We start from the raw sequence: 21,379 nt of genomic DNA, 5'->3' as shown, positions 1-21,379 counted from the left end.
GGATTGCGAATACGCCCACCGGCAGACCCAGGGCTCCCGTGCTCGCTGCGCTTGCTCAGCCCCGGGGCATTCCTTGCATCCGCTCCTCCACGACGTCCAGGGAATGGCGCACCGCACCCAGCGCCACGGCTTGTTCCCCCAGCGTCGACGCATGCACGGTGACCGGTACCAGGGCATGGAGGTGCAGATGACGGCGGACCGGCTCCAGCAGGACGTCTCCCGCCCGGGACACTCCTCCACCGATGACGACGCGGTCCGGGTCGAGCACCAGCAGCATCGCGGCCAGACCGCGTGCGAAGCGGGCAGCCACCCGCTCCACGACATCGGTGGCGGCCTGGTCACCGGCCGCCGCCGCCTCGAAGAGCGGTGCGATGTCGTCCTCGTCGCCTGCCGGCGCGCCGACCTCCAGGGCGAGCCGATGGATGGCTGCCGCCCCGACCAACCGCTCGAACGGTCCGGTGCCGTCGGAGGGGCGCGGTCCGGGAGGTGCGTCAGGGTCGGATGCCAGGTCGATGAAGCCCAGCTCCCCGGCGGCGGCCGAATGCCCGCGATACGGCTTGCCGTTGATGATGATGCCGCAGCCGATGCGCCGACCCCACTGCACGAATACCAGGCTCTCGGTCTCGGCGTCGGCTGCGGCCCCCCGTCGTTGTTCGGCGAGGACGGCGAGGTTGACGTCGTTGTCGATGGACACCGGGCAGTGCAACCAGTCGCGGAGTCGCGTCACCGCGGGTAGTCCGGCCCAGCCGGGGATGCTCGGAGCCAGTAGTACCTCGCCGCGGTCCCGGTCGACGATGCCGGGCGTGCCGACAGTCACCGCCCACAGGTGGGACAGCGGAACTTCCGCCTCCACGACCGCGGTGGTCAGTGCGGCGCGAACGGTGTCGAACATCTGCAGCCCGTCAGTGCCCGCGTCCACCGCTGCACGGTGGACCGTCAGCACCCGCCCCGCGAGGTCCGCGATCGCCACCAGCACCTTGTGGGGTCCGATGTCTATCCCGGCGACATATCCCGCCTCGGCGCGGAACCTGGCGTACTGGGCCGGCCGTCCGGGCTGCAGCGAATTGCCCGTGGAGGTGAACTCCACCAAGCCGCGGTCCCGTAGGTCCGCCAGGGCTCTCGTCACCGCGGGCCGTGAGAGCCCCGTGGCCGCGGCGAGGCCGCTGACGCTGGTGGCGGCGGAGTCGGCCTCCCGCAGCGCCGCCAGGACGGCAGCGACGTTCATCTGCCGAAGCACATGCGGCCCGTTCGCCGCTGTTCTCCTGGCTGCCATGTGCGTCAGTACCCCCGCCCTCCTCGCTGTCGTGCTGGGCACTCTACCCAGCCGATCCACAACGAGCGGTCCGGTGTCTTGACGGGCTCGAGCACCCGCCTCCATATTATCGAACGCTCCATTAATAATCCCCCTCTGATGGGCAGCCAATGAGAAAACTGAGATCCTGGGCCGCCGTATCCGTGGCCATGGTCTTTGCCGTGCTGGCCACGGTCCTAGGTACTTCCGCCACTACTGCGGCCACCGGGACCGGGGCCGCCGCGGTAACCTCCACCGGCCAGCCCGCCTTCGCCGCAGGTCCGGCCAAGGCAGCGCTCGCACGGCTGCTGCCGCGCCACGTCTCCCAGTTCACACTTGTCCCGGTGAGCCGCCCCGAGTCCGGGGACTACTTCACCGTCTCCGGCCACGCCGGCGATCTCCGTGTCCAGGGAACCAGCCCCGCCGTGATCCTCAGCGGCGTCAACTGGTACCTGAAGTACACCGCGAAAGTCGACCTCGGCTGGCCGGGCGACAGCACGGCGAAACTGCCCCGCATCCTGCCCGCCCCCGCCGGCACCGTCCGCAAGGACGCCTCGGTGCCACACCGCTTCGCGCTCAACGACACCGACGACGGCTACTCCGGCGCCTACCGCGACTGGGCGTCCTACGAGAAACAGATCGATCTGCTCGCCCTGCACGGCGCGAACGAGGTCTTCGTCCAGATGGGCGCTGACGCCGTCTACTACGAAACCCTCCAGGAGTTCGGCTACTCCAAGGACGAACTCCGGTCCTGGATCCCCGGCCCGGCACACCAGCCGTGGTGGCTGATGCAGAACATGTCCGGCTTCGGCGGCCCCGTCTCCGAGCAGCAGCTGAAGGACCGCGCGGAACTCGGCCGCAGGATCGCGGACCGACTGCGCCAACTCGGCATGACCCCGGTGCTGCCCGGCTATTACGGCACCGTTCCGCCGCGGTTCACGGAGAAGAACCCCACCGGACCGGTCGTCCCGCAGGGCGGCTGGGTCGGCTTCGACCGGCCCGACTGGCTCGACCCGCGCAGCCAGATGTTCCCCGAGGTCGCTGCCTCGTTCTACCGCCACCAGCGCGAACTCTTCGGCGACTCCACGATGTACAAGATGGACCTGCTCCACGAGGGCGGCCGGCCGGGCGACGTCCCCATCGGTGACGCCGCCAAGGCCGTGATGAACGCGTTGCAGACCGCGCACCCCGGTGCCACCTGGACCCTGCTCGGCTGGCAGAACAACCCCTCCACGCAGATCATCGACGCCGTCGACAAGAGCAAGCTGTTCATCGTCGACGGCCTGTCCGACCGCTACAACGGCCTCGACCGGGAAGCCGCCTGGCATGGCGCGCCCTACGCGTTCGGCACGATCCCCAACTTCGGCGGCCACACCACCATCGGCGCCAACACCGCTGTCTGGACCGACCGCTTTCACCAGTGGCGCACCAAGCCCGGCAGCGCGCTGAAGGGCATCGCCTACCTACCGGAAGGCACCGGTGGCAACCCCGTCGCCTACGAGCTGTTCACCGAACTGGCCTGGCGTACCGGCCCGGTGGACCACAAGGCATGGTTCGCCCAGTATGCGGAGCGCCGCTACGGCGGCGAGGACCCGCATGCCGCCAAGGCGTGGGAGCTGCTGCGCGACGGCCCGTACAGCACCCCGTCCGGTACGTGGAGCGAGTCCCAGGACAGCCTCTTCACCGCCCGCCCCCGGCTGACGGCGACCACGGCGGCCAGCTGGAGCCCCGGCGGGATGCGCTACGAGGCGAGCACGGTGCAGCGGGCGCTGACCGAACTGCTGCAGGTCGCGCCCGAGCTGCGGACCACCGACGCCTATCGCTTCGACCTGGTCGACGTCGCGCGGCAGGCCCTGGCCAACCGCAGCCGGACCCTGCTCCCGCAGATCAAGGCGGCCTACGATGCCAAGGACCTGCCCCGCTTCCGTCAGCGGGCCGCCGAATGGCAGAGCGACCTCGCCCTGCTGGACGAACTGCTCGCCACCGACCCCCGGTTCCTCCTCGGCCCCTGGCTGGAGGACGCCAAGTCCTCGGGCACCACGGAGGCCGAGAAGGCGGCGGCCGAGTTCGACGCCCGCTCCATCCTCACCACCTGGGGCCACCGCTCCGGCAGCGACTCGGGCGGCCTGCGCGACTACGCCAACCGGGAGTGGTCCGGGCTGGTCTCCGACTTCTACGCCATGCGCTGGACCAAGTACCTCGACTCCCTCGACACCGCGCTGGCCACCGGCCGGGCACCGGTCTCCATCGACTGGTTCGCGCTCGAGAACGCCTGGAACCAGCAGCGCGACACCTACCCCGTCAAGGCGTCGGGCGACCCGGTGGCACTGGCCACCGCGGTACGCGACGCCCTGCCCGCCCCGCCGCCCTCGGGACCGGTCACCGGCGCCGACGGCGGGTGCGTGGAGGTCACGGGCGGCAACTCCGCCGACGGCACCGCTCTGCGGCTCAACCAGTGCGACGGAACTGCCGCCCAGACCTGGACGATCCCGGGCGACGGCACCCTGCGCGCCTATAACAAGTGCATGGACGTCAGAAACGGTTCCACCGCAGACGGCACCGTCGTGCAGCTCTACCAGTGCAACGGCACCCCCGCCCAGTCCTGGACCGCACGAGGAGACCGGACCCTGCAGAACACCAAGTCAGGACTGTGCCTGCACGCAGAAGGGGACGGCAATGGCGGTACGCGCCTGCTGATCCGGACCTGCACAGCAGGCCCCGAGCAGCGCTGGATCCTCCCCGCGTCAACTACTCGGCTGTAAACGATCGAGCTTGTTGGCTCGGTTCGATACGGCTTTGTTTATGCTCCCGACTGTCCCCTACGGCAGGGCGGTCACGGGGTCACATCTACCGGTCCCCGCTATGCGGGGACCGGGTCGGGCATGTTGACGAATAGGGTGTCTCGACTCGGTAATGGATCCAGCAACCTACTTCGAGCGCGAGCGGCCCGTGGTCGAGTCGATTGTGGGAACGGTTCACCAAGGAGATCGAGACCGGAAACGACGTGGTCCTGGACCACGGGCTGCGGCGCCGCGGCGAGCGCGACGCCTGGCGGCAGACTGCCCGTGAAGCGGGCGGTCTGCTCGTTGTGGTGTGCCTGCTCACCAACCGGGAAGAGCTGCTGCGGCGCCTGGTCGAACGTAACGAGCGCGAGGACGTCAACGCGCTCACCGTCACCCCCCGAAGCCCTCGACGACTTCCTCGCCCGCTTCGACCCTCCAGCCGACGACGAGGAAGTGATCGCCTACGGGCGACGCTCGGGGCCGGCGCCGGGGTTCGGGGAAGTGGGGACACCCGAGCCTGAGGTCGGCCGGGTTCGATGCCTCCCGGCGGTCGCGGTCAGTGCCTGCCGGCTCGGGCCGGGCGCCATGGCCGGGACCCGGGGCCGCCGGACGGGTCAAAAGGCGCCGTCGAGCAGCGCCTTGCCGAGAGGGAGCAGGGAATGCAGGACCGCGCTGCCGGTTCTGTCGGTGGAGATGAGCCCGGCGTTGCGCAGTACGGTCGCGTGCTGACTGGCGCCGGCGAGGGAGATTCCGGTGCGTTCGGCGAGCGCCGTGGTGGTGGCCGGGGTGCGCAGGGAGGCAAGGACGGCGGTGCGGGTGCGGCCAAGCAGCGGGGCGAGGACGTCACCGGTGGCGTCCGGGCGGCCGTCGGCGGTATGCATCGGGTAGGTCAGCACGGTCGAGTCGTGCGGCCGGTACATCAGGACCGGTGCGGTGGCGAAGTAGGAGGGGATGAGCATCAGGCCCCGACCGCACAACTCGACGTCGAAGCTCGAACGTGAGGGCAGGTGCAGGGTGGGTGGCTGCCACCGCCAGCAGGGGCTGAGCGTGGTCAGCAGAGCGTCTACTCCGCCGCGCAGCAGCATCTCGGCGCGCAGGGCGCGGTCGGCGGTGGCATTGGCCCGGATCTCGGGCCATAGGGGCGCCACGGACGAGCCGTAGTAGCGGTGCAGATCACCGACGAGCCTTTCCCGGGCGCCGGGAGTGCCCTCGGCGAGTTCGCGAAGCAGTCGGGCGTTTTCGGGGGAGCCGCCCCGAGGGCCGCCAGTCCGGCCGAAAGCCTGCTCGACCCTGTGCAGTTCAGCCAGTTCGGCGGCGAGTTGCGAGGCCGGTGTCTGCCGGGTCAGTTCCAACCCGTCGGCGAAGGACGAACCCGAGGGGTGGAGCAGGAAGTCCGGCAAGAACCCCTCCCCGAGGACCAGGCCCATGAGCAGCCCGGCACGGGCTGCCAGGCTTCCGCTCATCTCCCGATGCCAGCGCGCCAGGCCGGGTCGTGACCCGTTCCCCGCGGTCGGGCTGTCGCGCAGGCGGCGCACGCTGAGCGCCGTCTCGAAGACGGCGTTGGGCACCGGTGCGAGAGTGATCTTGCACAGGTCGGCGGCAGAGAAGTGGATACGCATCACGTCGACCGATTATCGACACGTCCCCGCCTTTCGGCCAGGCTTGAAAGGCAGCGCGGACCGGTGCCCGGCCGGGCCAGGCTTGGCTTCATGACGGTTCTTCAAAAGACCTGCGGAGGTTGCGCCATGCCTGCCACCACACGCCTGCTCTGCCTGGGAGCATCCATCTTGCTCGCTGTGGCCGGGCAGACCGCTCACGCCGATGCCCATGGACTACCCACAACCTACGTCGTGTCCCGGGATCCCGGCATCCTGCCGGAGGGGATCACCGTGCAGCGCAACGGCACCATGTACGTCTCTTCCGACGGCACCGGTCGACTCTTCCGCGGGCGTGTCGGCAACTCGGACCTTCAACCGTTCGCGGCTCAGGGCGTCGAGGCCCGCCAGAGCACACGGGGCGTGCACACGGACAGCCGGGGGAACGTCTTCTCCGTGGGCGGCACGAGCCTCACCGTGCACAACTCTCGCGGCCGACTCCTGGCAACCCGGGCGGCACCGGACGGCCCGCTCGGCGCCCCGGACCTGAACGACCTCGTCATCACCAAGGACGCCGTGTACGTCACCGACTGGGCCAACCCCGTGGTCCTCCGCGCGGACCTGCGGGGCGACCGAGTGGGACCGCTCGTGCCCTGGCTCGACATCCGTTCCGCCTTCCCCCAGTTCCCGGCGCGGTACTGGCTGCTCAACGGCATCGTGGCCGACAGGGCGGGCACGACACTGCTGGTGGCGTCCAACGGCACCGAGGCGGTCTGGCGGGTGGACACGGCTACCCGCGCGGTCGAGCAAGTGCAGCTCGGTGACGCGTCCTTCGGGGCGGACGGCATGGTGCTGCACGGCCGCACCCTGTACACGGTGCTCAACTACGGTGCGCCCAACGGGGTGTACATCGCCGAGCTGAGTGAGGATCTGCGCAGCGGAGTGGTGACGCACCGGCTCACCGGCGAGCAGTTCGACCTGCCCACCACCCTTGCCCGGCATGACTGCCGGCTGTATGTGGTCAACAGCCAGCTCGACGACCGTCCGGGCACGCCCCCGTACACCGTCACGGCGATCGACGACCCCGTCTGCTCCGATGACAACGGCCGGTCCGGCACGGCCGATTAGCAGCCGGGCGGTCCGGCACCGCGAGGCAGAACGCCTTCTACCGGCTCGCCCGCTGCTACGAGCGGCGCACCACCGTCATCGACACCTTCTTCGACCTCGCCGACACGATCATCACCGTGCGTAGCCTGATCCGGCAGGCATGGACGACTCACCATTGGGACGAATGCCCGAACCGCCGACCCTGCTGCCGAGCCTTGAACCAGAAATGCTGCTGCTGGCAGACCGCAACTTCCCCGGCTACGACCGGCAGGCCGCCGCCGCGACAGGCGCCGACCTGCTGTGGCGGGTCAAGTCCCACGTCGTGCTGGTGGTGCGCGAGCAGTACGCGGACGGCTCATACCTGTCGGAGATCCACGGGCCCGGGACAGGCGCCGCGCGCACGGGCAGCTGGTGCGGGTGGTGGAGTACACCGTCACCGGCCACGAGGAGGACGGGCCCGATCCGGCTGATCACCACGATCCTCGACCCCGAACAGGCACCGGCGGCCGAGCTGGCGGCCTTGTATCACGAGAGGTGGGAAGTGGAAGGGGTGCTGGACGAGATCAAGGTCCACCAGCGCGGCCCGGACGTGATCCTGCGCTCCAGATATCCCGATGGCATCGAGCAGAAACGTGCCCGCACCCAGCTCAGGCGCCTGAGCCGACAGCAGCACCATCCTTATGGGCACCCTGTCACAGCAGGCCTGCTCCCTGGCGGTCGAGGCCGGACATCCCATTGGCCAGGCCGCGCGGCGCAAGGTGGAACAGACCCTGCAGGCGGCTCTGGCCGACGGCTGCCGTGTATGACTCTCACCGTTTCCATCTGACCGTGACGTCGGCCAACCGTTCGGTGGTGCATGGCTGGTGGGGGAGCGAGGGTACTGCCCGCCGCAAGTTCTCCTCGTGGGTGGGGGAGTACGGCAGTATGCCCGGCGCCCGCATCACCCTCACTGACGAACAGCAGGGCGGCGTGTTGACGACGTGGCTGGGCGAGGGGCGATCGCCCGCCATGCTGTGCGCCATGGCTCACCGTCCGTATCCTGTCCGCGGCCGTGCGCTGCGGCAGATCCTCCGCCGGCACCGCAACGAGCTGCACCTGGCTTGCTGCCGCCCGCGCCCGCCGAGGAGCAGGCGCCGGCCGGTGAGTACCGGTTGTCGACGCGCCGCCGATAGGAGCCGTCTTCCGTCGCTTGCCGTGGCGTCCTCATGCCGCGTGTCCTCCCCGCCGCGGCGGGGGTTTTCGCCGCGCCCACCAGCACGCCGCCGGGGTCCGTCACTGGCCAGCCCGGGTACCGGCACGATGCGCTTACCCTGCCCGGCATCGTCCCGACGAGGCGATCGGCCGCTTACGCGGCGGGCTCATTACCAAGATCCATTCGGCGAGTGGTGGCAGCTGCCGCCCGCTGGCCGGTCATGGTCACGCCTGGTCAGTGGGGTGATGTCCCGCAGTTGGTCCCGGTCCTGGACCGCATCCGTGTCCCGCGCCCGGCCGGCGGGCATCCGCGGACGCGTCCGGATTGCCTTTTGCGATGACAAGGGGTACAGCTCACGCCGGAACCGGCAGTACCTGCGGCGAGGGCAGATCCGGCACACGATTCCCGAGCGCCGGGACCAGCGGGCCGACCGCCGACGGCCCGGTAGCCGAGGCGGGCGCCCCGCTGGTTTCGAGCGGACACGCTATGCCCGCAGGAACGAAGTCGAGCGGACCATCAACGCACTCAAGGACTTCCGGGCCGTAGCGACCCGGTACGCAAGAGCGCGTATGTCTTTCACGGAAACGGTCACCGCCGCCGCGATCCGGCTGTGGCTCCGTTGATAACGGCCGCACAGTCCTTGACCGCGCCGCCGGTTAGCCCATGCTTTTGGCGCCGTCCAGGGACTCGCGGATGATGTCGGCGTGGCCGGCGTGCTGAGCGGTCTCGGCGATGATGTGCATCAGCACCCGGCGGGCCGACCACTGCGCGCCGGGCTCGAACCACGGGGCTTTCGGCAGCGGTCGCGTGGCCTCCAGGTCGGGCAGAGTGGCGACCAGGTCGTCGGTCCGGCGGGCCACCTCGGCGTAGTCGGCCAATACACCAGTCAGCGTCTCACCGGGCAGCAGGCGGAACTCGTCGGCCCGCCGGGCCCAGTCGGCCTCGGTCATGGCCGTGAAGTCCCCCATCGCAGATGGGCCGTTCAGGATGAAGTCCACCCAGTTCCGCTCGGCCGCGGCGACGTGCTTGATCAGGCCGCCCAGGCAAAGCTCGCTGGCGGTGGTCCGCAGCCCGGCCTGCTCGTCGGTGAGGTCACGGGTGGTGAAGCGCAGGAAGTGCCGGTGCTTGGCCAGCATCTCGAGCAATTCGGCGCGCTCACCGGTGACGGCCGGGGCTTCGGCCAGGTCGCGGGTGGTCAGTTCGTTGACGGTCATGGTCTTTGCCTTCCGGTGTTCCTGTTCCGTCGGTCAAGGACCACGCTATGAGCCATTGCGGTCAGATTCTGTCCTAAAGTGTGGATGGACGAAGGGCAGATCGCAGCGACGACCAACTCTCGGCATCCGCACCGCCGCAGGCCAAACGCACCTTGCGCTGCCGTTACCCGCGCGGTCGTCCTCCCCGCCGACGCGGGGGTGTTCCGGAGCCCGGGGTGGCGGGGAGGCGTCGGCGGTCGCCAACTAGCCGGTTTTGTTCGGAGCACCGATCGCGAGGGTCGAGTGCTTCTGCCTGGGCTGGCTGCAACGTCAGAGGCACGCTCTACGGTGCCGTCATGGTCCTTACGCTGCCTGACGGATTGCCTCCCGGCCGCTTCCTGTCCTGTGGCCGGGTGCACGTGTGGGTCTCCGACGATTTTCTTCAAGATGTTGAGCGGTTGTGGTCCCGCTTGCTGGGCGAGCAGGAGGCAACCGGACTGGTTCCCCTTTTGTGGCCCGCTGCTCTGGGAAGGCCGCTGGAGCTGCAACGGGTTGACGCCGTCCCCCTGGAGGAGGTGCTGGCGGCGGACTTCGCCGAGTATCGGCGCAGGAGGCTTCCGTTCTGGACGGGCCCGACGCCGGTTCCGGTACCCGAAGGAGTCGAGCCGTGGCCGCACGACCCGGGGCCGCCCTTCGAGCAGTGGCCGGGCCTGGCGCCGCCGATGCCCGTGATGTCCACTGACCCGACGCCCGAGGAAGCTTCGGCAAGGACGCTGACCGGGCTCCTTGGTACGGGCCGGTTCGGGCTGGACGGGTGTCGCCTTGTGCTCGTCCCCGCCTCGCGCAGCAGTGATGCCGTGGCGCTGATCGGCTTGGACGAAGAAGCACCGCTGTCCTTGGTGTGTGCTCTCCTGCGAAGCTGGGAGGACCGGTTCGGCGCGCGAGTGATGGGGGTGTTCGGCCGTGAGCTGCACGTCTCAGTCGCACGTCCGCCCGTCGAAGCGTCACACACGCAGCTGCTCGCCCTGGAGCACGTGCTGTCGACTGCGGACAACATCGTCGACGACCCGCCCACGCCGTTTCCCGAGTACGCCGCGGGTCTTGCGGGGCGGACTCACTGGTCGTTCTGGTGGGATTAGGGATGCCTGCAGGTCCGACGCGGGGGTGTTTCGTGGGCGGCCTGCTTCGCGCACATGTGGCCGTTGTCCTCCCCGCCAGCGCGGGGGTGTTCCGACCACGACGCCGACCCCAATGGAGGGGCGCAGGTTTCTCCCCGCCGATGCGGGGGTGTTCCGCTCAGATCTTTCCGTTTCCGGGCCGCGCCCGGATCACCGGGTTGGCTACTTCCCCGGTATGCCCCCAGGCACGGCCCGCGTCCTGATGCTCGGGCTGGACGGCGCGGTACGGCGCGAACCACGGCGGCGGAGAGCAGGACCCACGGCGGATCCGGCGTCGCCCGGCACTCGAAATCTGCCGTGACGGGATCCAACTTCCCTGCCACACCAGTGATGTGTCAGATCCATTGACGGGCGGGTCTCCGAGCTGAACCATCGGCAGAGCCCGATGACAACCGCTTTCTCTCCTGCTGGAGGCATCCTCGTGGACAGCAAGCCATCGCACCGCAGATCGTTCCGACGTCGGGCCATTATCGGAGCAATCGGGGGTACAACGGCCGCCGCGCTTCTGCCGGTGTCCTCCGCGCACGCAGCAACCGATTACTTCGCTGCCGCATCCTCCTCGGCGTCGGCCGAGCAGGATCGCGCCTTCTTCGGGGTGTGGAACGCCGCTGCCGGCGCCTGGAGCGTCGCCGGTCGGCTGAACTACAGGGCCGCCTCGACCCTGGGGCCGGTGGAAGAGGCCGTCAAGGCCGGTGACTACGCGGCCGCCGGTGAGCGGCTGGCCGAGCACTTCGCCAAGCGGCAGGCGCGTTCCACTCTTCCGTTCCTGTACAACGGAACCTTCCGGCCCGGGCTCGTACCGCTGTTCATCGACCACATCTGGACGCTGGGCACTGGGGAGATCTACCAGGACGTCGTCACGGTGGGCCCGCAGGAGTCCACCGTCGAGGCCGATGTGACCGACGCGGTCACCCGGTCCTTCGCCACGGGCAACCTGATCTTCTTCCTCATGGCCCGCTACAAGGAGCCGTCCACGGCCGTCTTCCGCGGACGTGCCGCCGATGCCGGCGCTCCGGTGCTCGAGGTCACTCGCGCCGACGGCACCACCGCCACCTTCCCCGTCACCGCCGACACGTACATCAAGGCGGGCGATGACGCGTCCCGCGCCTTCGGCTCGGAGCCCGACCTGCAGGTGCGGGACGAGGGGACCGGTGCCTTCGGCTCCGAGACCCGTAAGGCCTATCTCTCCTTCCGCCTGGAGGGCGTCACCGAGCCGCCGAAGTCGGCCGTGCTCAAGCTCACCGGGCGCAACGCGACCACCGGGGACGAGAAGAAGATCATCGTCTACCAGACCACCGAAACATTCGACGAGGCCACCCGCACCTGGGCCAATACCGTCCAGAACACCTTCTCCTGGCAGGCCGACCCCGGCGGCTTCGACTGGAAGGGCCCCGCGGGCTCCGACCCCGAGTACAGCTACCAGCTTCCCCGTTGCTACTTCGCCGGCCCCATGGCCGACGCCTACCGGCACAGCGGCGACGAGGCCATCGCCGCGGGCCTCGTCGACCTGCTGACCGACTTCATCCAGGATGCCGACGGCTATGGCACGAACTACGGAGCCGGCTCGTTCCCGCGCAGCCTGGACACCGCCAACCGCATCGTCAACTGGGTCTACTCATACGAGATCCTGCGCACCAGCCCTTCCCTGGGCCCAGCGGCGTCCACGGCGATCCTGCGCACCTTCGACAAGTCCGGACAGTACCTGGCCGTCGCCACGCACCCGACCCCGAACTGGATGCAGGCGCAGAAGCAGGCCCTGGCCGCCATCGCCATCCACTTCCCCGAGTTCGCCGACAGTTCCGCGTGGCTGGACAACGCCGGTACTTTCCTCTCCAACCAGCTGAGCCAGGCCCTGTACCGGGACGGCGGCTACACCGAGGCCAGCGATGGCTACGCCACGGGGGTCGCAGCCACCTTCGCCGGCCTGGTCGCCCACTTCGCCGCCAACGGCCACGAGCTGGGCGGCGCCCAGGACCTCAGCCGGCTCGCTCACTTCCTCGCCGACGAGAACATGCCCAACGGCTGGGGGCCCGGCTACGGCGACGGCGGCACCGCGGACCGCCATTCCCTCTTCGTCAAGCTGGCAGACACGCTCGACGACGCCCAGCTGCGATACGTCGGCACCGGCGGGAAGGAAGGGACGAGGCCCGACCGTGACTCGGTGCTGTACCCCGACACCCGGGTGGCCGTGCTGCGCAGCGGATGGTCGGCTGACGCCTCGTACATGCGCTTCAACGCCGACCGGGGCGCGCACTCCCATCCCGACGAGCTGGCGGTCACCGTCTACGCACACGGCCGGTCGCTGCTGCCGACCATGGGCGCCTTCAGCTACAGCAACGATCCACGCAGCAACTGGCTGCGTATGACCACCGAATCGCACACCACCGTCGAGATCGACGGCAAGGCGCAGAACTCGAACAAGGCGGCTGCGTTCGACCTGTTCTCCACCAACGCGGTCTTCGACGTGGCACGGGCCTGGACCGACGGCACCTCCGGGGTGCGGCACACCCGGTCGGTCCTCTTCGTCCGTCCCGGGATGTGGCTCGTCTCGGACCAGCTCGACCCCGCGGACAGTGCGGAACACACCTACCGGCAGAACTGGCACCTCCTGCCCGATGCCAACCCGTCGCTCGCCTCCGATGGCAAGAGCACGTCCACGGCCTTCCTCCAGGGCGCCAACCTCCTGATCGCGCAGGCCCGCCCCGAGCGGCTCGGCGCAGAGATCCGGAACGGCTACTACTCGCCCGCGTTCTACAACATCTACGACACCAAGTACGTGACCTACACCCAGAAGGCCACGGGAGCGGCGACCTTCAACACCCTGCTGCTGTCCGCGCCGGGAGGAACCAAGCCCCGGGCCTCGGTGGACCACCTCCCCGTCGCGGGAGCACCCGACGACGCCGCCGGCGCGCTGGCGATCGACTTCGGCGGCGGGCACTCGGCGACCTACTGCATCGCACATGCCGCCCCCCGCACGCCGCTGCGGTTCGGGCGGCACAGCTGGGACGGTACGCTCGCCTACCTTGCCGAGGACGAGGGCGGCCGACAGACCTGGCTGCTGCACGGAGGCCGTCGGCTGACGTGTAAGGACACCGAGCTCGTCGCCTGTCCCGAACCCATGGCGGACGTGGCCGTCGTGCTCGACCCCAAGGCCCGCACCGTCATGCTCACCGGCTCCAAGCTCGTGGCGAGCACCAGCCGCGACAAGGCGATCCGTATACGCGCGCCCTGGGCCCGCACGGTGGCGGTCAACGGCCACATGGTCCGGTTCGACCGGCATGCCGGGTCGATCCTGGCCGCCGCGACCAGTTGATCCCGCAGCCCCATCTCAGAGGAGCAGCGCAGCGCCCGTGCGTAAACGGACACCCCATGTGATTGCGCGGGTCGTAGTTGGTGTGGTGGGTGGGTGTGAGCCGGGGTGTTGGGTGTTTCTGACACCCAGCACGAGACCCCGGGATCGGCGAGCCCGGGGCCTCGTGCGGTCAGGCTCAACGGCCGGACGATGGCGGTGTCACGCCCATTCCACCCCCAGTTCTGCGAGTGCGGCCCGCTGCTCCTGGGCGAGCTTGTCTCGCCTCGATTTGGTGTGACGTGCCGCTTGTGCGCCAGGAGCAGGATTTCGTCTCTGCGCCAGTGTTAGGTCATGTCGTCGGAGGCGTGACCTGGTAAAACGGCTGAGTACTTGATGGCAGCGACGTCCGCGCTCAGGAAGGACTGGCCGGCGGGAGAGCCAGCCACCGGCTCGGGCTGGCCGACGCGCAGCTTCCTACCCGGAAGCGGCACCAGCAGACTGCGAGCATCGCCGCCACCGGGCAGTGGGCCCATGCTGCGGCCGAGGAACGGCTGGCTCAGGCGCGGCGAGAGGCCGAGGGGCGGGTCGCCGACGTACTGCGGCGAGGGCTCGACGCGCTGTGCCGGAAGGTCGACGGGACGGCCGCTGCCGCGAAGACCGTGAAACGAAAGAAGACCGCGGTCAACGAGGTGTTCAATGCAGCTGTCGAACGCGGATACTTCGCACAGAACCCGCTGAACGGTCTTCGCTGGACGGCGCCAGAAGTCGCTGACGAAGTCGACCCCGACTGCGTGCCGAACCCGGCTCAGGTCGCCCGACTGCTTGCCGCAGTCAAGGCCCTACCTGGTCGTGGCCCTCACCTGTATGCGTTCTTCGGCTGTATGTATTACGCCGCCATGCGCCCAGCTGAAGTCATCCACCTGCGGAAATCCCAGTGTCGTCTGCCGACGAGCGGCTGGGGTCTTCTGAACCTGAAGGGCGGTGTCGTGACGGCCGGTAAGGGGTGGACGGATGACGGCGCTGTGCACGAGATCCACTCGCTGAAACGGCGAGCAGCCAAGGCCACACGGCCCGTGCCGATCCCCCAGTGCTCGTCCGCATGTTGCGCGAACACATCCGACGCTTTGGAGTGGCACCCGATGGGCGCCTGTTCCGCAACGCAGCGGGGAACTACATCGACGCCTCGGCGTAGGGCATCACTTGGGGGCGAGCGCGTGAGGCTGCTCTCACCCTTGACGAGCACGCCCTTGAGCTGGCGAAGCGCCCCTACGACCTGCGCCACGCCGGCATCTCGTTCTGGCTGGCCTCCGGCGTCGACCCCGCGGAGTGCGCACGCCGAGCCGGGCAGAGCATCCAGGTCCTCTTCCGCTACTACGCCAAGTTCCTGGCCGAAGCACGCAACCACGCCAACAACCTGATCGAGGAGTCCATGCGGCGGTGGGAGGAGCCGACGGACGATGTGGAGGGTGCGTTGGAGGACAGCCTGGCCCGGAAATGCCCCGGAACTGCTGGTCGAAGCTGGGATACCGGTGGGGGATATCGGGAGTAAGGCAGCATTTCGACTCGCTGCTCAGGTGTGCGCCGAGAAGGGCGCCTGACGGGCATCTGCCCTGGTCAGGCGCCCTTTTTCTATGCCTAGAAGAAGCCGAGCCTCTTCGACGAGTACGACACCGGAAGGTTCCGACCCTGCTGTCACCGGCGGGAGCGGGCCTTGTTCGCCGCGGTACGCATGCGTTTGGCCAGCCGCGTGTCGACGCCGCGCAGGCCCTCACCCAGCTCGGTGAGCACTTGGGCGGTGGCTGGGTGCTCCACTCGCCACAGCTTGTCCACCCGCTGTTCCAGCGCCTCCGGCGCCGTGTTCCAGTTCTCAAGGAAGCCCCGGGTCAGCGCCTCGCTCTCCTGAGAACCGGCGAGGATCGACAGTCCGTCGATGAGCAGCCACAATCCGGCCTCCTCCGCCCGCGCCGGGTCTACGCGTGCTTCTGCCCCAGGTCGTGCGCCCAGGGTCGTGATGGCCACCTGGCGGCACCCCTCGACGTCGGAGTCCGCTGCCTTGCGCAGCACGCGCAGTGCCCGGGGGTCGTCGAGGTCGGCCAGCACCAGTTGGGCGACGGCGCGCTTCGCCGCTGCCTCGGAGCCGTCTCCATCGCATGCGTCGAGCAGCCCTACCGCGGCATCCGCTGCCGAGCGGTGTTCCAGCCACCCTTTGACCTCCCGGCGCATCTCATCGGGGGAGTAGCCCAGGAGCCCCTGGAGCAGAGCGCCGGCGTCCGCCTCGGCATACTCACCGAGCAGCGGCGCAGGCAGACCGCACTCCATCAGGTAGGCGCGGAGCCCGTAGCGGCCGAGCGGGGTGAGCCGCATGCGGTCCCCGCGCCTGTCGCCCCGCGACCGGTCCGACGCAGCCGACGAGGTTCGCGAACCGCCGCCCAGCTCCTGTCCGCCCATGGCGTTCAGAAGTGTGCACAGAGCCTCCTCGGCCAATTCGTCGTCACCGGGCTCGTACTCCACCGCGCCCAGCAGGGCGAGCCCTTCTCCGAGCTCTCGGAAGGACGCTGCGAACAGCGCCTGGAAGAGATCGAACTCCGGCCCGTTCTCGCCCACCTCACGGCCCTTCGCACGCAGGTCCTCGACATCCACCCAGACGTCGTCCGGGGCGTCGTACAGCAGGCCGACCAGTCCGTCGGCGATCTCGGCCGTCAGTTCGCCCAGCTCACCGTGCAGCCCGTCCAGCACCCCCGTCTCACCGATCTCCTCCAGCAGATCGCCCATCGTGGCGGCCCAGAACTCCAGAAGGTCCCCGCCGGCGAAGTCGGTCGCCGTGCCACCCCACGCGCGGCCCCCGCTGATCGTGATCATCCCGCCATCCACGGCGAGCCACCACGGATCATCGAGTACGGCCACGTGCTTGGCGCTGCGCAGCGATTCCAACGCACGAGCCCGCGCGACAGCATCGGCATACGGCGAGTCGTCGCCGGCCAGCTTCCACAGCTGGAGTTCCTCGACGGCCTCACGGGCGAGCGCGGGCCGCAGCACCCGGCCGGCGGTGACCTGCCGTCCCTCGCGGCACCAGGCGGCGAGCCGCAGCGTCGCGTCGAAGAACGGAACACTCCGCACGGCAGCGACAAGGTCCTCCTGCGGCGCCAGGGTCACCGGGCGCAGCACAGGCATATCTTCGGCCGGTTCGTCGACTCCGGCATCGACCGGATCGCCCACCCGGCACTGCCCGCAGGTACACAACAACGCTACGTCCTCGGCGGTCAGCTGGCGGACACCGTCGCGCCTGGTCCGATCACCGGCCGGCGGCTTCGCTCTTGCGGACACCGCGTCCGGCGTCAACTGGGCCAGCCGCGCGGTGATCCCGTCCCGGTCGAAGGCCGCCGGATCGTAACCGGCCGCCCGCAACTTGGCGACAAGCTCACCGTACGGGCCATCCCCGGCCCCGTCCGGGGCGTCGAGACACTCCAGCACCTCGGCCAGCCCCCACGCGCCGCCGATGTCCTCGGCCGGTACACCGGCGCGACGCCCGCCGACGCAGCGCACTGTCCGCTCCGCGCCGACCGGGCGCGGCAGTGTCTTCTCCAGCGTGATCCTGTGTTCCCAGTCATCGCCGGCGTCGTAGACGTAGCGCAGCCGTGCTCCCTCCTCGGCCAGCACGTCGCCGAGCGCGGTGGCGTCCTCGTCGACGACCCCGCGGCCGAAGCCGAGATCGATGTCGGTGAGTCGGGCCGCATCGCCGTACCCCTGGCCGAACTCGTCGGTGAAGAGATGCAGATGGTCACCGTGCCATCCGAAGGCGACCTGGATGGCGTCGTGCAGCGTCCCGAGCGAGGTGTCGGACGGCAGCACGAGGCGCCGCCACAGGGGCGGTCTCGTGCCGTGCAGCACAATCTTCAACCGGAGATCGGACGGGGCCATCTTCCCGCTTCGCCGCATCTGTTGCTCCACCGCACCGGGGCCACTCGAACGGCCCCATCATGGCGCTGTCGGTGTACCCAGCTCAAACCCGGTTGTGGCGGCCACTGTCCTTCTGGACACACACGGTCTCGACGCCGCCCGCAGTAGATATGCTGTGTCTTTTTCCGGGCAGCGCAGGCGCTCGGGAGCCGACGGCCCTGCCAGTTACAGTTTTCGCAGCCCTCGACATGTGCAGACGCAGTGTGCTGCCGGGTTTCGTAGCCCGTCCGGGTGCCCGAGCCGCGTGACTACCTGGAAGCCCTGCGCTGCGTGGCGTGGAGGCGATGGACTACAGCTACGTGCTCATGGACCTCACCGTGTACGGATGCCAGGAGCTGTGGGAGGACTCGCCCCCCGGCTGGCCGCGTCGGCTTCTCCCAGTGGATCGGCTTCGGCAACGCCGGCGTCATCACCGACAACGACCCCGGTCATCGTGCTGTCCGGCCACCGCGAAGGTGAGTCGATCCGGTACTCCGAGCTTCCTCGCAGGCGACGTCGAAGTGGCTCCGGACCATGCCCAGCTTCTCCAGCTGGGTGATGCGGTCCTCGTCCAAGGTGCCGCGGGCGTCGCGCCGGCCGATGCCGACGCGACACCTAAGGCCGCGGCTCCGGCGGCCGTGGAGAGGACGGTTCTGCGGTGGGTTCCCTTGCGGGGCTGCTGTGACATGCGGGTCATGGCCATGGCCCTGCCAAACAGCCCACAAGGGGGAGGCACGCTCAGAGCGGGCGCAGCAGCCCGTCCGCGTGGTTCAGGACGTACCCGGCCACGTCGGCGCCCAGCTTCACGCCGGCCTCGTCCGCAGAGCGCGTGTGGATGCCGGAGAGGATCCGCGCCTCGACGTTGTCGGCGGTCAGCCCGTGCCAGTCCGTGTACGTACGGGTCACGCCGGGAGCGGTGGGGGACGTCACCCGGTACGGCGCGGTGTGCCGCCCGGCGAGGGCGTTCAGCACGCTCTCCCCCGCCCCCGCGTAGCTGTTGTGGCCGCTCGGGTAGTCCGGGTGCGCGGGCGTCTCGTGCAGCGGCGTCCACGTCGGGTCCCGGTCGATGTCGCCGGTACGGATGGCCGTGACGGGACGCCACCGCAGATAGTGGTACTTGCTGTCGGAGGTGGCGATCTGCGTGTCCACGAGCGCGACATGGAACAGCGACACCAGTTCGGCCCGTTTCGCCGCCGACTGCGGCGCACGGTCCACCGCGACCCGCAGCGGCCCGGTCCACACGGTCAGGGTGGAACCGAGCCAGAAGGTGGCGGTCTCCGTCTGGCGGGCGGTTCGCCTGGTGCTGTCCACGGCGCCGGACGCTCGCACCTCGGCCAGATCCGCCTTGTAGCGGCGGGAGTTCAGCGCGGGCGGCGGGCCGAGCCGGAACTGGTCGGCGCTGCGCAGCACAAAGGGCTTGGCGAGCCGGTTGCCATACTGAATGGCCAGGCTGTACGAGGGCGGTGTCGGCTGCCACACGCCGGGCGCGGCCGGTGGCACCGGGAACGGCGCGTTCGACGAGGCCGGGTCGAGGCCGTCGCCCTCCCGGGAGGCCAGGGCGAGACGGGCCTGGCGGCTGCCCTCGGCCACGCCCTTGTCTTCGGCGGGGCCGTCCGGGATGCGGTTCAGGGTGTCGCGAAGTGCTGCGTCCAGCTGCTCGGTACGGGCCGGGGCCAGGGCTGCCAGGGCGTCGTGCACCGCGGAGGCCAGCGCCGCGTCCTGGTAGTCGCGGCGCTCGACGCCCCTGGGTACGGCCTTGGTGGCACGGGCCGCGGCGAGCCAGCTGATCGCCCAAGTACGGCTGTTGGTGATCTGCGTCGGGGCGCCGGCCGCCGCGACGGTCGCGGCCGTGGTGTCGTACCAGTCGAGCGCCACCGAGGAACGCCCCTCGGCGGGCTCCGCGGCAACCGGCGGGGCCGCGACGGCGGTGGCCAGCAGCGCGGAGGCGCCGACAGCCACCATGGCCGTGCGGATCGTCAACGAATTCACAAACACTCCTTCAGGGATTCGTCTCAAGTGGGTGCGACGCAGGTCGAGGCGGCACGGCTGGTGTGCTCGCGACGGACCGTAGAGGAGTACGCGCGACAGGCCACCAAGGTTCATGCAGTGGCCACACAACTTTGACCGTGAAGAAGCAGGCTCCTCACGGGACTTCCGCGACCTGGTCGTCCGCGCCCGCATCCAACTCGGCGGCCCGATCGTGTTGGTCCGGGACAACGTCCGCCTTCACCTGACCGCAGGCATGAAGGAGTTCATTGACGCGAACGCCGACTGGCTCACCGTGTTCCAACTGCCGGCCTACGCACCCGACCTCAACCCGACCGAAGGCGTCTGGGCGATGGTCAAGCGCGACATCGGCAACCTGGCCGCAGCCGACCTCGGCCAGATCACGAAAGCAGTGAAGCGCCGCCTCAAGAAGATCCAGTACCGCCCGGACCTGCTCGACGGCTGCCTCACCGGTACTGGCCTCCTCCCGCCCAGCCTCCCGACCCAGCGACCCCCCTCGCCCCTATCAGGTCCCGCAGAGGCCGTCGCACAGGCTCAGACACTCCTGCCCGCACGCGTCTCGCCACGCTGATTGGCCCGCGATGTCCATAACATGGCGGCGTGAGTCGAGAGGTCGAGGATCTGAACCGGCGCCTGCTCCGCGCCCGCGACGCGATGGACCGCGCCTACGCCGAGCCGCTCGACGTTCGCGCCATCGCGTCGGTGGCCCATATCTCACCGGCGCACTTCAGCCGCTGCTTCCGCACCGTTTTCGGAGAGACGCCACACCGCTACCTGCAGCGGCGGCGGGTCGAGCGTTCGATGTTCCTGCTGCGGGAGACCGACCGCAGCGTCACCGATGTCTGCTTCGACGTCGGCTTCACCAGCGTCGGCACCTTCAGCCGGACGTTCCGGAAGATTGTGGGACAGACGCCGTCGGGCTACCGCAGGGGCAACGGCCCGATCGTCGTGCCCAACTGCGTCCAGATGGCGTACACCCGACCGCGGGCGGCGGCCCAGAAGACGCCGGTGGCGACACCATCGAGCAGTTTTGGATAAGCCACCGCCTGGGCGGCTTCCCAGAGTGTGCACGTCGAGTCCGGCGGGCACCGCTTTATATATGGTGACCAGGAACTTCTTGAACTCGATTGCCCGGTGACGGGTGGAGTTCGCCGATGACAGTGCCGTCGGGCGATGTTGAACGCGGCAAACAGACTGGTGATGCCGTGTCGCAGGTAGTCGTGGGTGCTGCGCTCGGGCATGCCCGGCAGCACCGGCTGGGACCGGACCGGCTGGGCGGGCCGACGTTGAGTGTATGGGCCAAGGATGAGCGTGATTCCGACGGTTGGCTGCCGTTGTGGCGGCCTATGGAGGACAGTTGCCGCCGAGGCCGGGCGGTTGTGGGGCGAGTGGCTGTCGCTGTCCGGAGGCTGATCGCCGGTGCGCTGCCTGGTGGGGAGGTGGATGCGCGCCGGTTGGTGGTGTGGCCTACCAGATCGGCACCTTCAGCGGCGCCTTGCCGGTGCGCTGGTTGACTCGTCGACAACAGTCCAGGTGGTGCTTCGTCAGCTCCGTCGATCCGGTGCGGCCGGGGGCAGGAACGCGCTGAGCACCGTGCGGATGCCGGGTTCGGGGTCAAACTCGTCCTCTGGCATAACGATCTGATGGAAGATCAGGCCATCGACGTAGTCGAAGAGGATCCTGCAGTGCTCCCGCGGTGCGGGCGACCCGAGGTCCGCCAGCCACTTCGAGGTCAGTTCGATCAGCGACTCGCGCGCCCGGCTCAGCGGCTCGCGCACCGCGGGGCGGACGATGCCCTCGAGCGC

Annotated in this window: 13 protein-coding genes and 3 pseudogenes; 10 read left to right on the top strand and 6 right to left on the bottom strand. The window is 69.3% G+C overall.

From position 1 onward, the window contains the following. Positions 1–55: 55 nt before the first annotated feature. Positions 56–1,225: an ROK family transcriptional regulator gene (locus ACFY4A_RS21475; RefSeq protein ID WP_390830975.1), complete on the bottom strand. Its 1,170-nt coding sequence runs from the start codon at positions 1,223–1,225 to the stop codon at positions 56–58. A gap of 197 nt (positions 1,226–1,422) precedes the next feature. Between ACFY4A_RS21475 and ACFY4A_RS21470 the strand changes: the two genes are divergently transcribed. Beyond that, a complete protein-coding gene (locus ACFY4A_RS21470) occupies positions 1,423–4,053 on the top strand; it encodes an alpha-N-acetylglucosaminidase TIM-barrel domain-containing protein (RefSeq protein ID WP_390830974.1) in 2,631 nt (876 codons plus the stop codon). Positions 4,054–4,253: 200 nt separating this feature from the next. After that, positions 4,254–4,595, top strand: a complete 342-nt coding sequence (locus tag ACFY4A_RS21465) for an AAA family ATPase (protein ID WP_390830973.1) — start codon at positions 4,254–4,256, stop codon at positions 4,593–4,595. Between the two features lie 93 nt (positions 4,596–4,688). Here the strand turns inward: ACFY4A_RS21465 and ACFY4A_RS21460 are convergent, their stop codons facing one another. Continuing rightward, positions 4,689–5,693: an ArsR/SmtB family transcription factor gene (locus ACFY4A_RS21460; protein ID WP_390831067.1), complete on the bottom strand. Its 1,005-nt coding sequence runs from the start codon at positions 5,691–5,693 to the stop codon at positions 4,689–4,691. A gap of 231 nt (positions 5,694–5,924) precedes the next feature. Here ACFY4A_RS21460 and ACFY4A_RS21455 point away from each other — a divergent pair, with 231 nt between their 5' ends. The 4 genes and pseudogenes from ACFY4A_RS21455 to ACFY4A_RS21440 all read left to right on the top strand — a co-directional run. After that, on the top strand, positions 5,925–6,797 hold the full coding sequence (locus tag ACFY4A_RS21455) for a hypothetical protein (protein WP_390830972.1): 873 nt from the start codon (positions 5,925–5,927) through the stop codon (positions 6,795–6,797). Positions 6,798–6,817: 20 nt separating this feature from the next. Beyond that, a pseudogene (locus ACFY4A_RS21450) lies at positions 6,818–6,979 on the top strand (IS5/IS1182 family transposase); the annotation flags it as partial. Next, complete coding sequence (locus tag ACFY4A_RS21445) at positions 6,961–7,602, top strand: hypothetical protein (protein WP_390830971.1); 642 nt, start codon at positions 6,961–6,963, stop codon at positions 7,600–7,602. The pseudogene ACFY4A_RS21450 and the gene ACFY4A_RS21445, both read left to right, overlap by 19 nt. A gap of 417 nt (positions 7,603–8,019) precedes the next feature. After that, positions 8,020–8,591 (top strand): annotated as a pseudogene (locus ACFY4A_RS21440) (IS5 family transposase); the annotation flags it as partial. 33 nt (positions 8,592–8,624) lie between these two features. Here the strand turns inward: ACFY4A_RS21440 and ACFY4A_RS21435 are convergent. Continuing rightward, on the bottom strand, positions 8,625–9,182 hold the full coding sequence (locus tag ACFY4A_RS21435; RefSeq protein ID WP_390830970.1) for a DinB family protein: 558 nt from the start codon (positions 9,180–9,182) through the stop codon (positions 8,625–8,627). Between the two features lie 335 nt (positions 9,183–9,517). Here ACFY4A_RS21435 and ACFY4A_RS21430 point away from each other — a divergent pair, with 335 nt between their 5' ends. Then, entirely contained in the window at positions 9,518–10,300 is a 783-nt protein-coding gene (locus ACFY4A_RS21430; RefSeq protein ID WP_390830969.1) for a DUF4253 domain-containing protein, read from the top strand. 550 nt (positions 10,301–10,850) lie between these two features. Continuing rightward, positions 10,851–13,652, top strand: coding sequence for a heparinase II/III family protein (locus tag ACFY4A_RS21425; RefSeq protein ID WP_390830968.1), 2,802 nt, complete (start codon positions 10,851–10,853; stop codon positions 13,650–13,652). 1,671 nt (positions 13,653–15,323) lie between these two features. Here ACFY4A_RS21425 and ACFY4A_RS21420 read toward each other — a convergent pair. Both ACFY4A_RS21420 and ACFY4A_RS21415 read right to left on the bottom strand, forming a co-directional pair. After that, positions 15,324–17,528 (bottom strand): plasmid pRiA4b ORF-3 family protein, encoded by a 2,205-nt coding sequence (locus tag ACFY4A_RS21420; protein ID WP_390830967.1) that lies wholly within the window; start codon positions 17,526–17,528, stop codon positions 15,324–15,326. A 777-nt stretch (positions 17,529–18,305) separates the two neighbouring features. Further along, positions 18,306–19,556, bottom strand: a complete 1,251-nt coding sequence (locus ACFY4A_RS21415; RefSeq protein ID WP_390830966.1) for a vanadium-dependent haloperoxidase — start codon at positions 19,554–19,556, stop codon at positions 18,306–18,308. Between the two features lie 112 nt (positions 19,557–19,668). Between ACFY4A_RS21415 and ACFY4A_RS21410 the strand changes: the two genes are divergently transcribed. Continuing rightward, positions 19,669–20,145: a transposase gene (locus tag ACFY4A_RS21410; protein WP_390830965.1), complete on the top strand. Its 477-nt coding sequence runs from the start codon at positions 19,669–19,671 to the stop codon at positions 20,143–20,145. A 29-nt stretch (positions 20,146–20,174) separates the two neighbouring features. Further along, a complete protein-coding gene (locus ACFY4A_RS21405; RefSeq protein ID WP_390830964.1) occupies positions 20,175–20,612 on the top strand; it encodes a helix-turn-helix domain-containing protein in 438 nt (145 codons plus the stop codon). A 506-nt stretch (positions 20,613–21,118) separates the two neighbouring features. Here ACFY4A_RS21405 and ACFY4A_RS21400 read toward each other — a convergent pair. Beyond that, a pseudogene (locus ACFY4A_RS21400) lies at positions 21,119–21,379 on the bottom strand (TetR/AcrR family transcriptional regulator); the annotation flags it as partial.

The sequence above is a fragment of the Streptomyces sp. NPDC001292 genome, assembly GCF_042896465.1.
Taxonomy (GTDB): Bacteria; Actinomycetota; Actinomycetes; order Streptomycetales; family Streptomycetaceae; genus Streptomyces.
The sequence above is the reverse complement of the archived record's forward strand: the minus strand, read 5'-3'. Positions and strand labels throughout refer to the sequence as shown.

Coding starts and splice junctions, on each gene's coding strand:
- ACFY4A_RS21410 (WP_390830965.1), top strand. CDS start 19,669: ATGCAGTGGCCACACAACTTTGACCGTGAAGAAGCAGGCTCCTCACGG.
- ACFY4A_RS21460 (WP_390831067.1), bottom strand. CDS start 5,693: ATGCGTATCCACTTCTCTGCCGCCGACCTGTGCAAGATCACTCTCGCA.
- ACFY4A_RS21470 (WP_390830974.1), top strand. CDS start 1,423: ATGAGAAAACTGAGATCCTGGGCCGCCGTATCCGTGGCCATGGTCTTT.
- ACFY4A_RS21445 (WP_390830971.1), top strand. CDS start 6,961: ATGCCCGAACCGCCGACCCTGCTGCCGAGCCTTGAACCAGAAATGCTG.
- ACFY4A_RS21435 (WP_390830970.1), bottom strand. CDS start 9,182: ATGACCGTCAACGAACTGACCACCCGCGACCTGGCCGAAGCCCCGGCC.
- ACFY4A_RS21430 (WP_390830969.1), top strand. CDS start 9,518: ATGGTCCTTACGCTGCCTGACGGATTGCCTCCCGGCCGCTTCCTGTCC.
- ACFY4A_RS21475 (WP_390830975.1), bottom strand. CDS start 1,225: ATGAACGTCGCTGCCGTCCTGGCGGCGCTGCGGGAGGCCGACTCCGCC.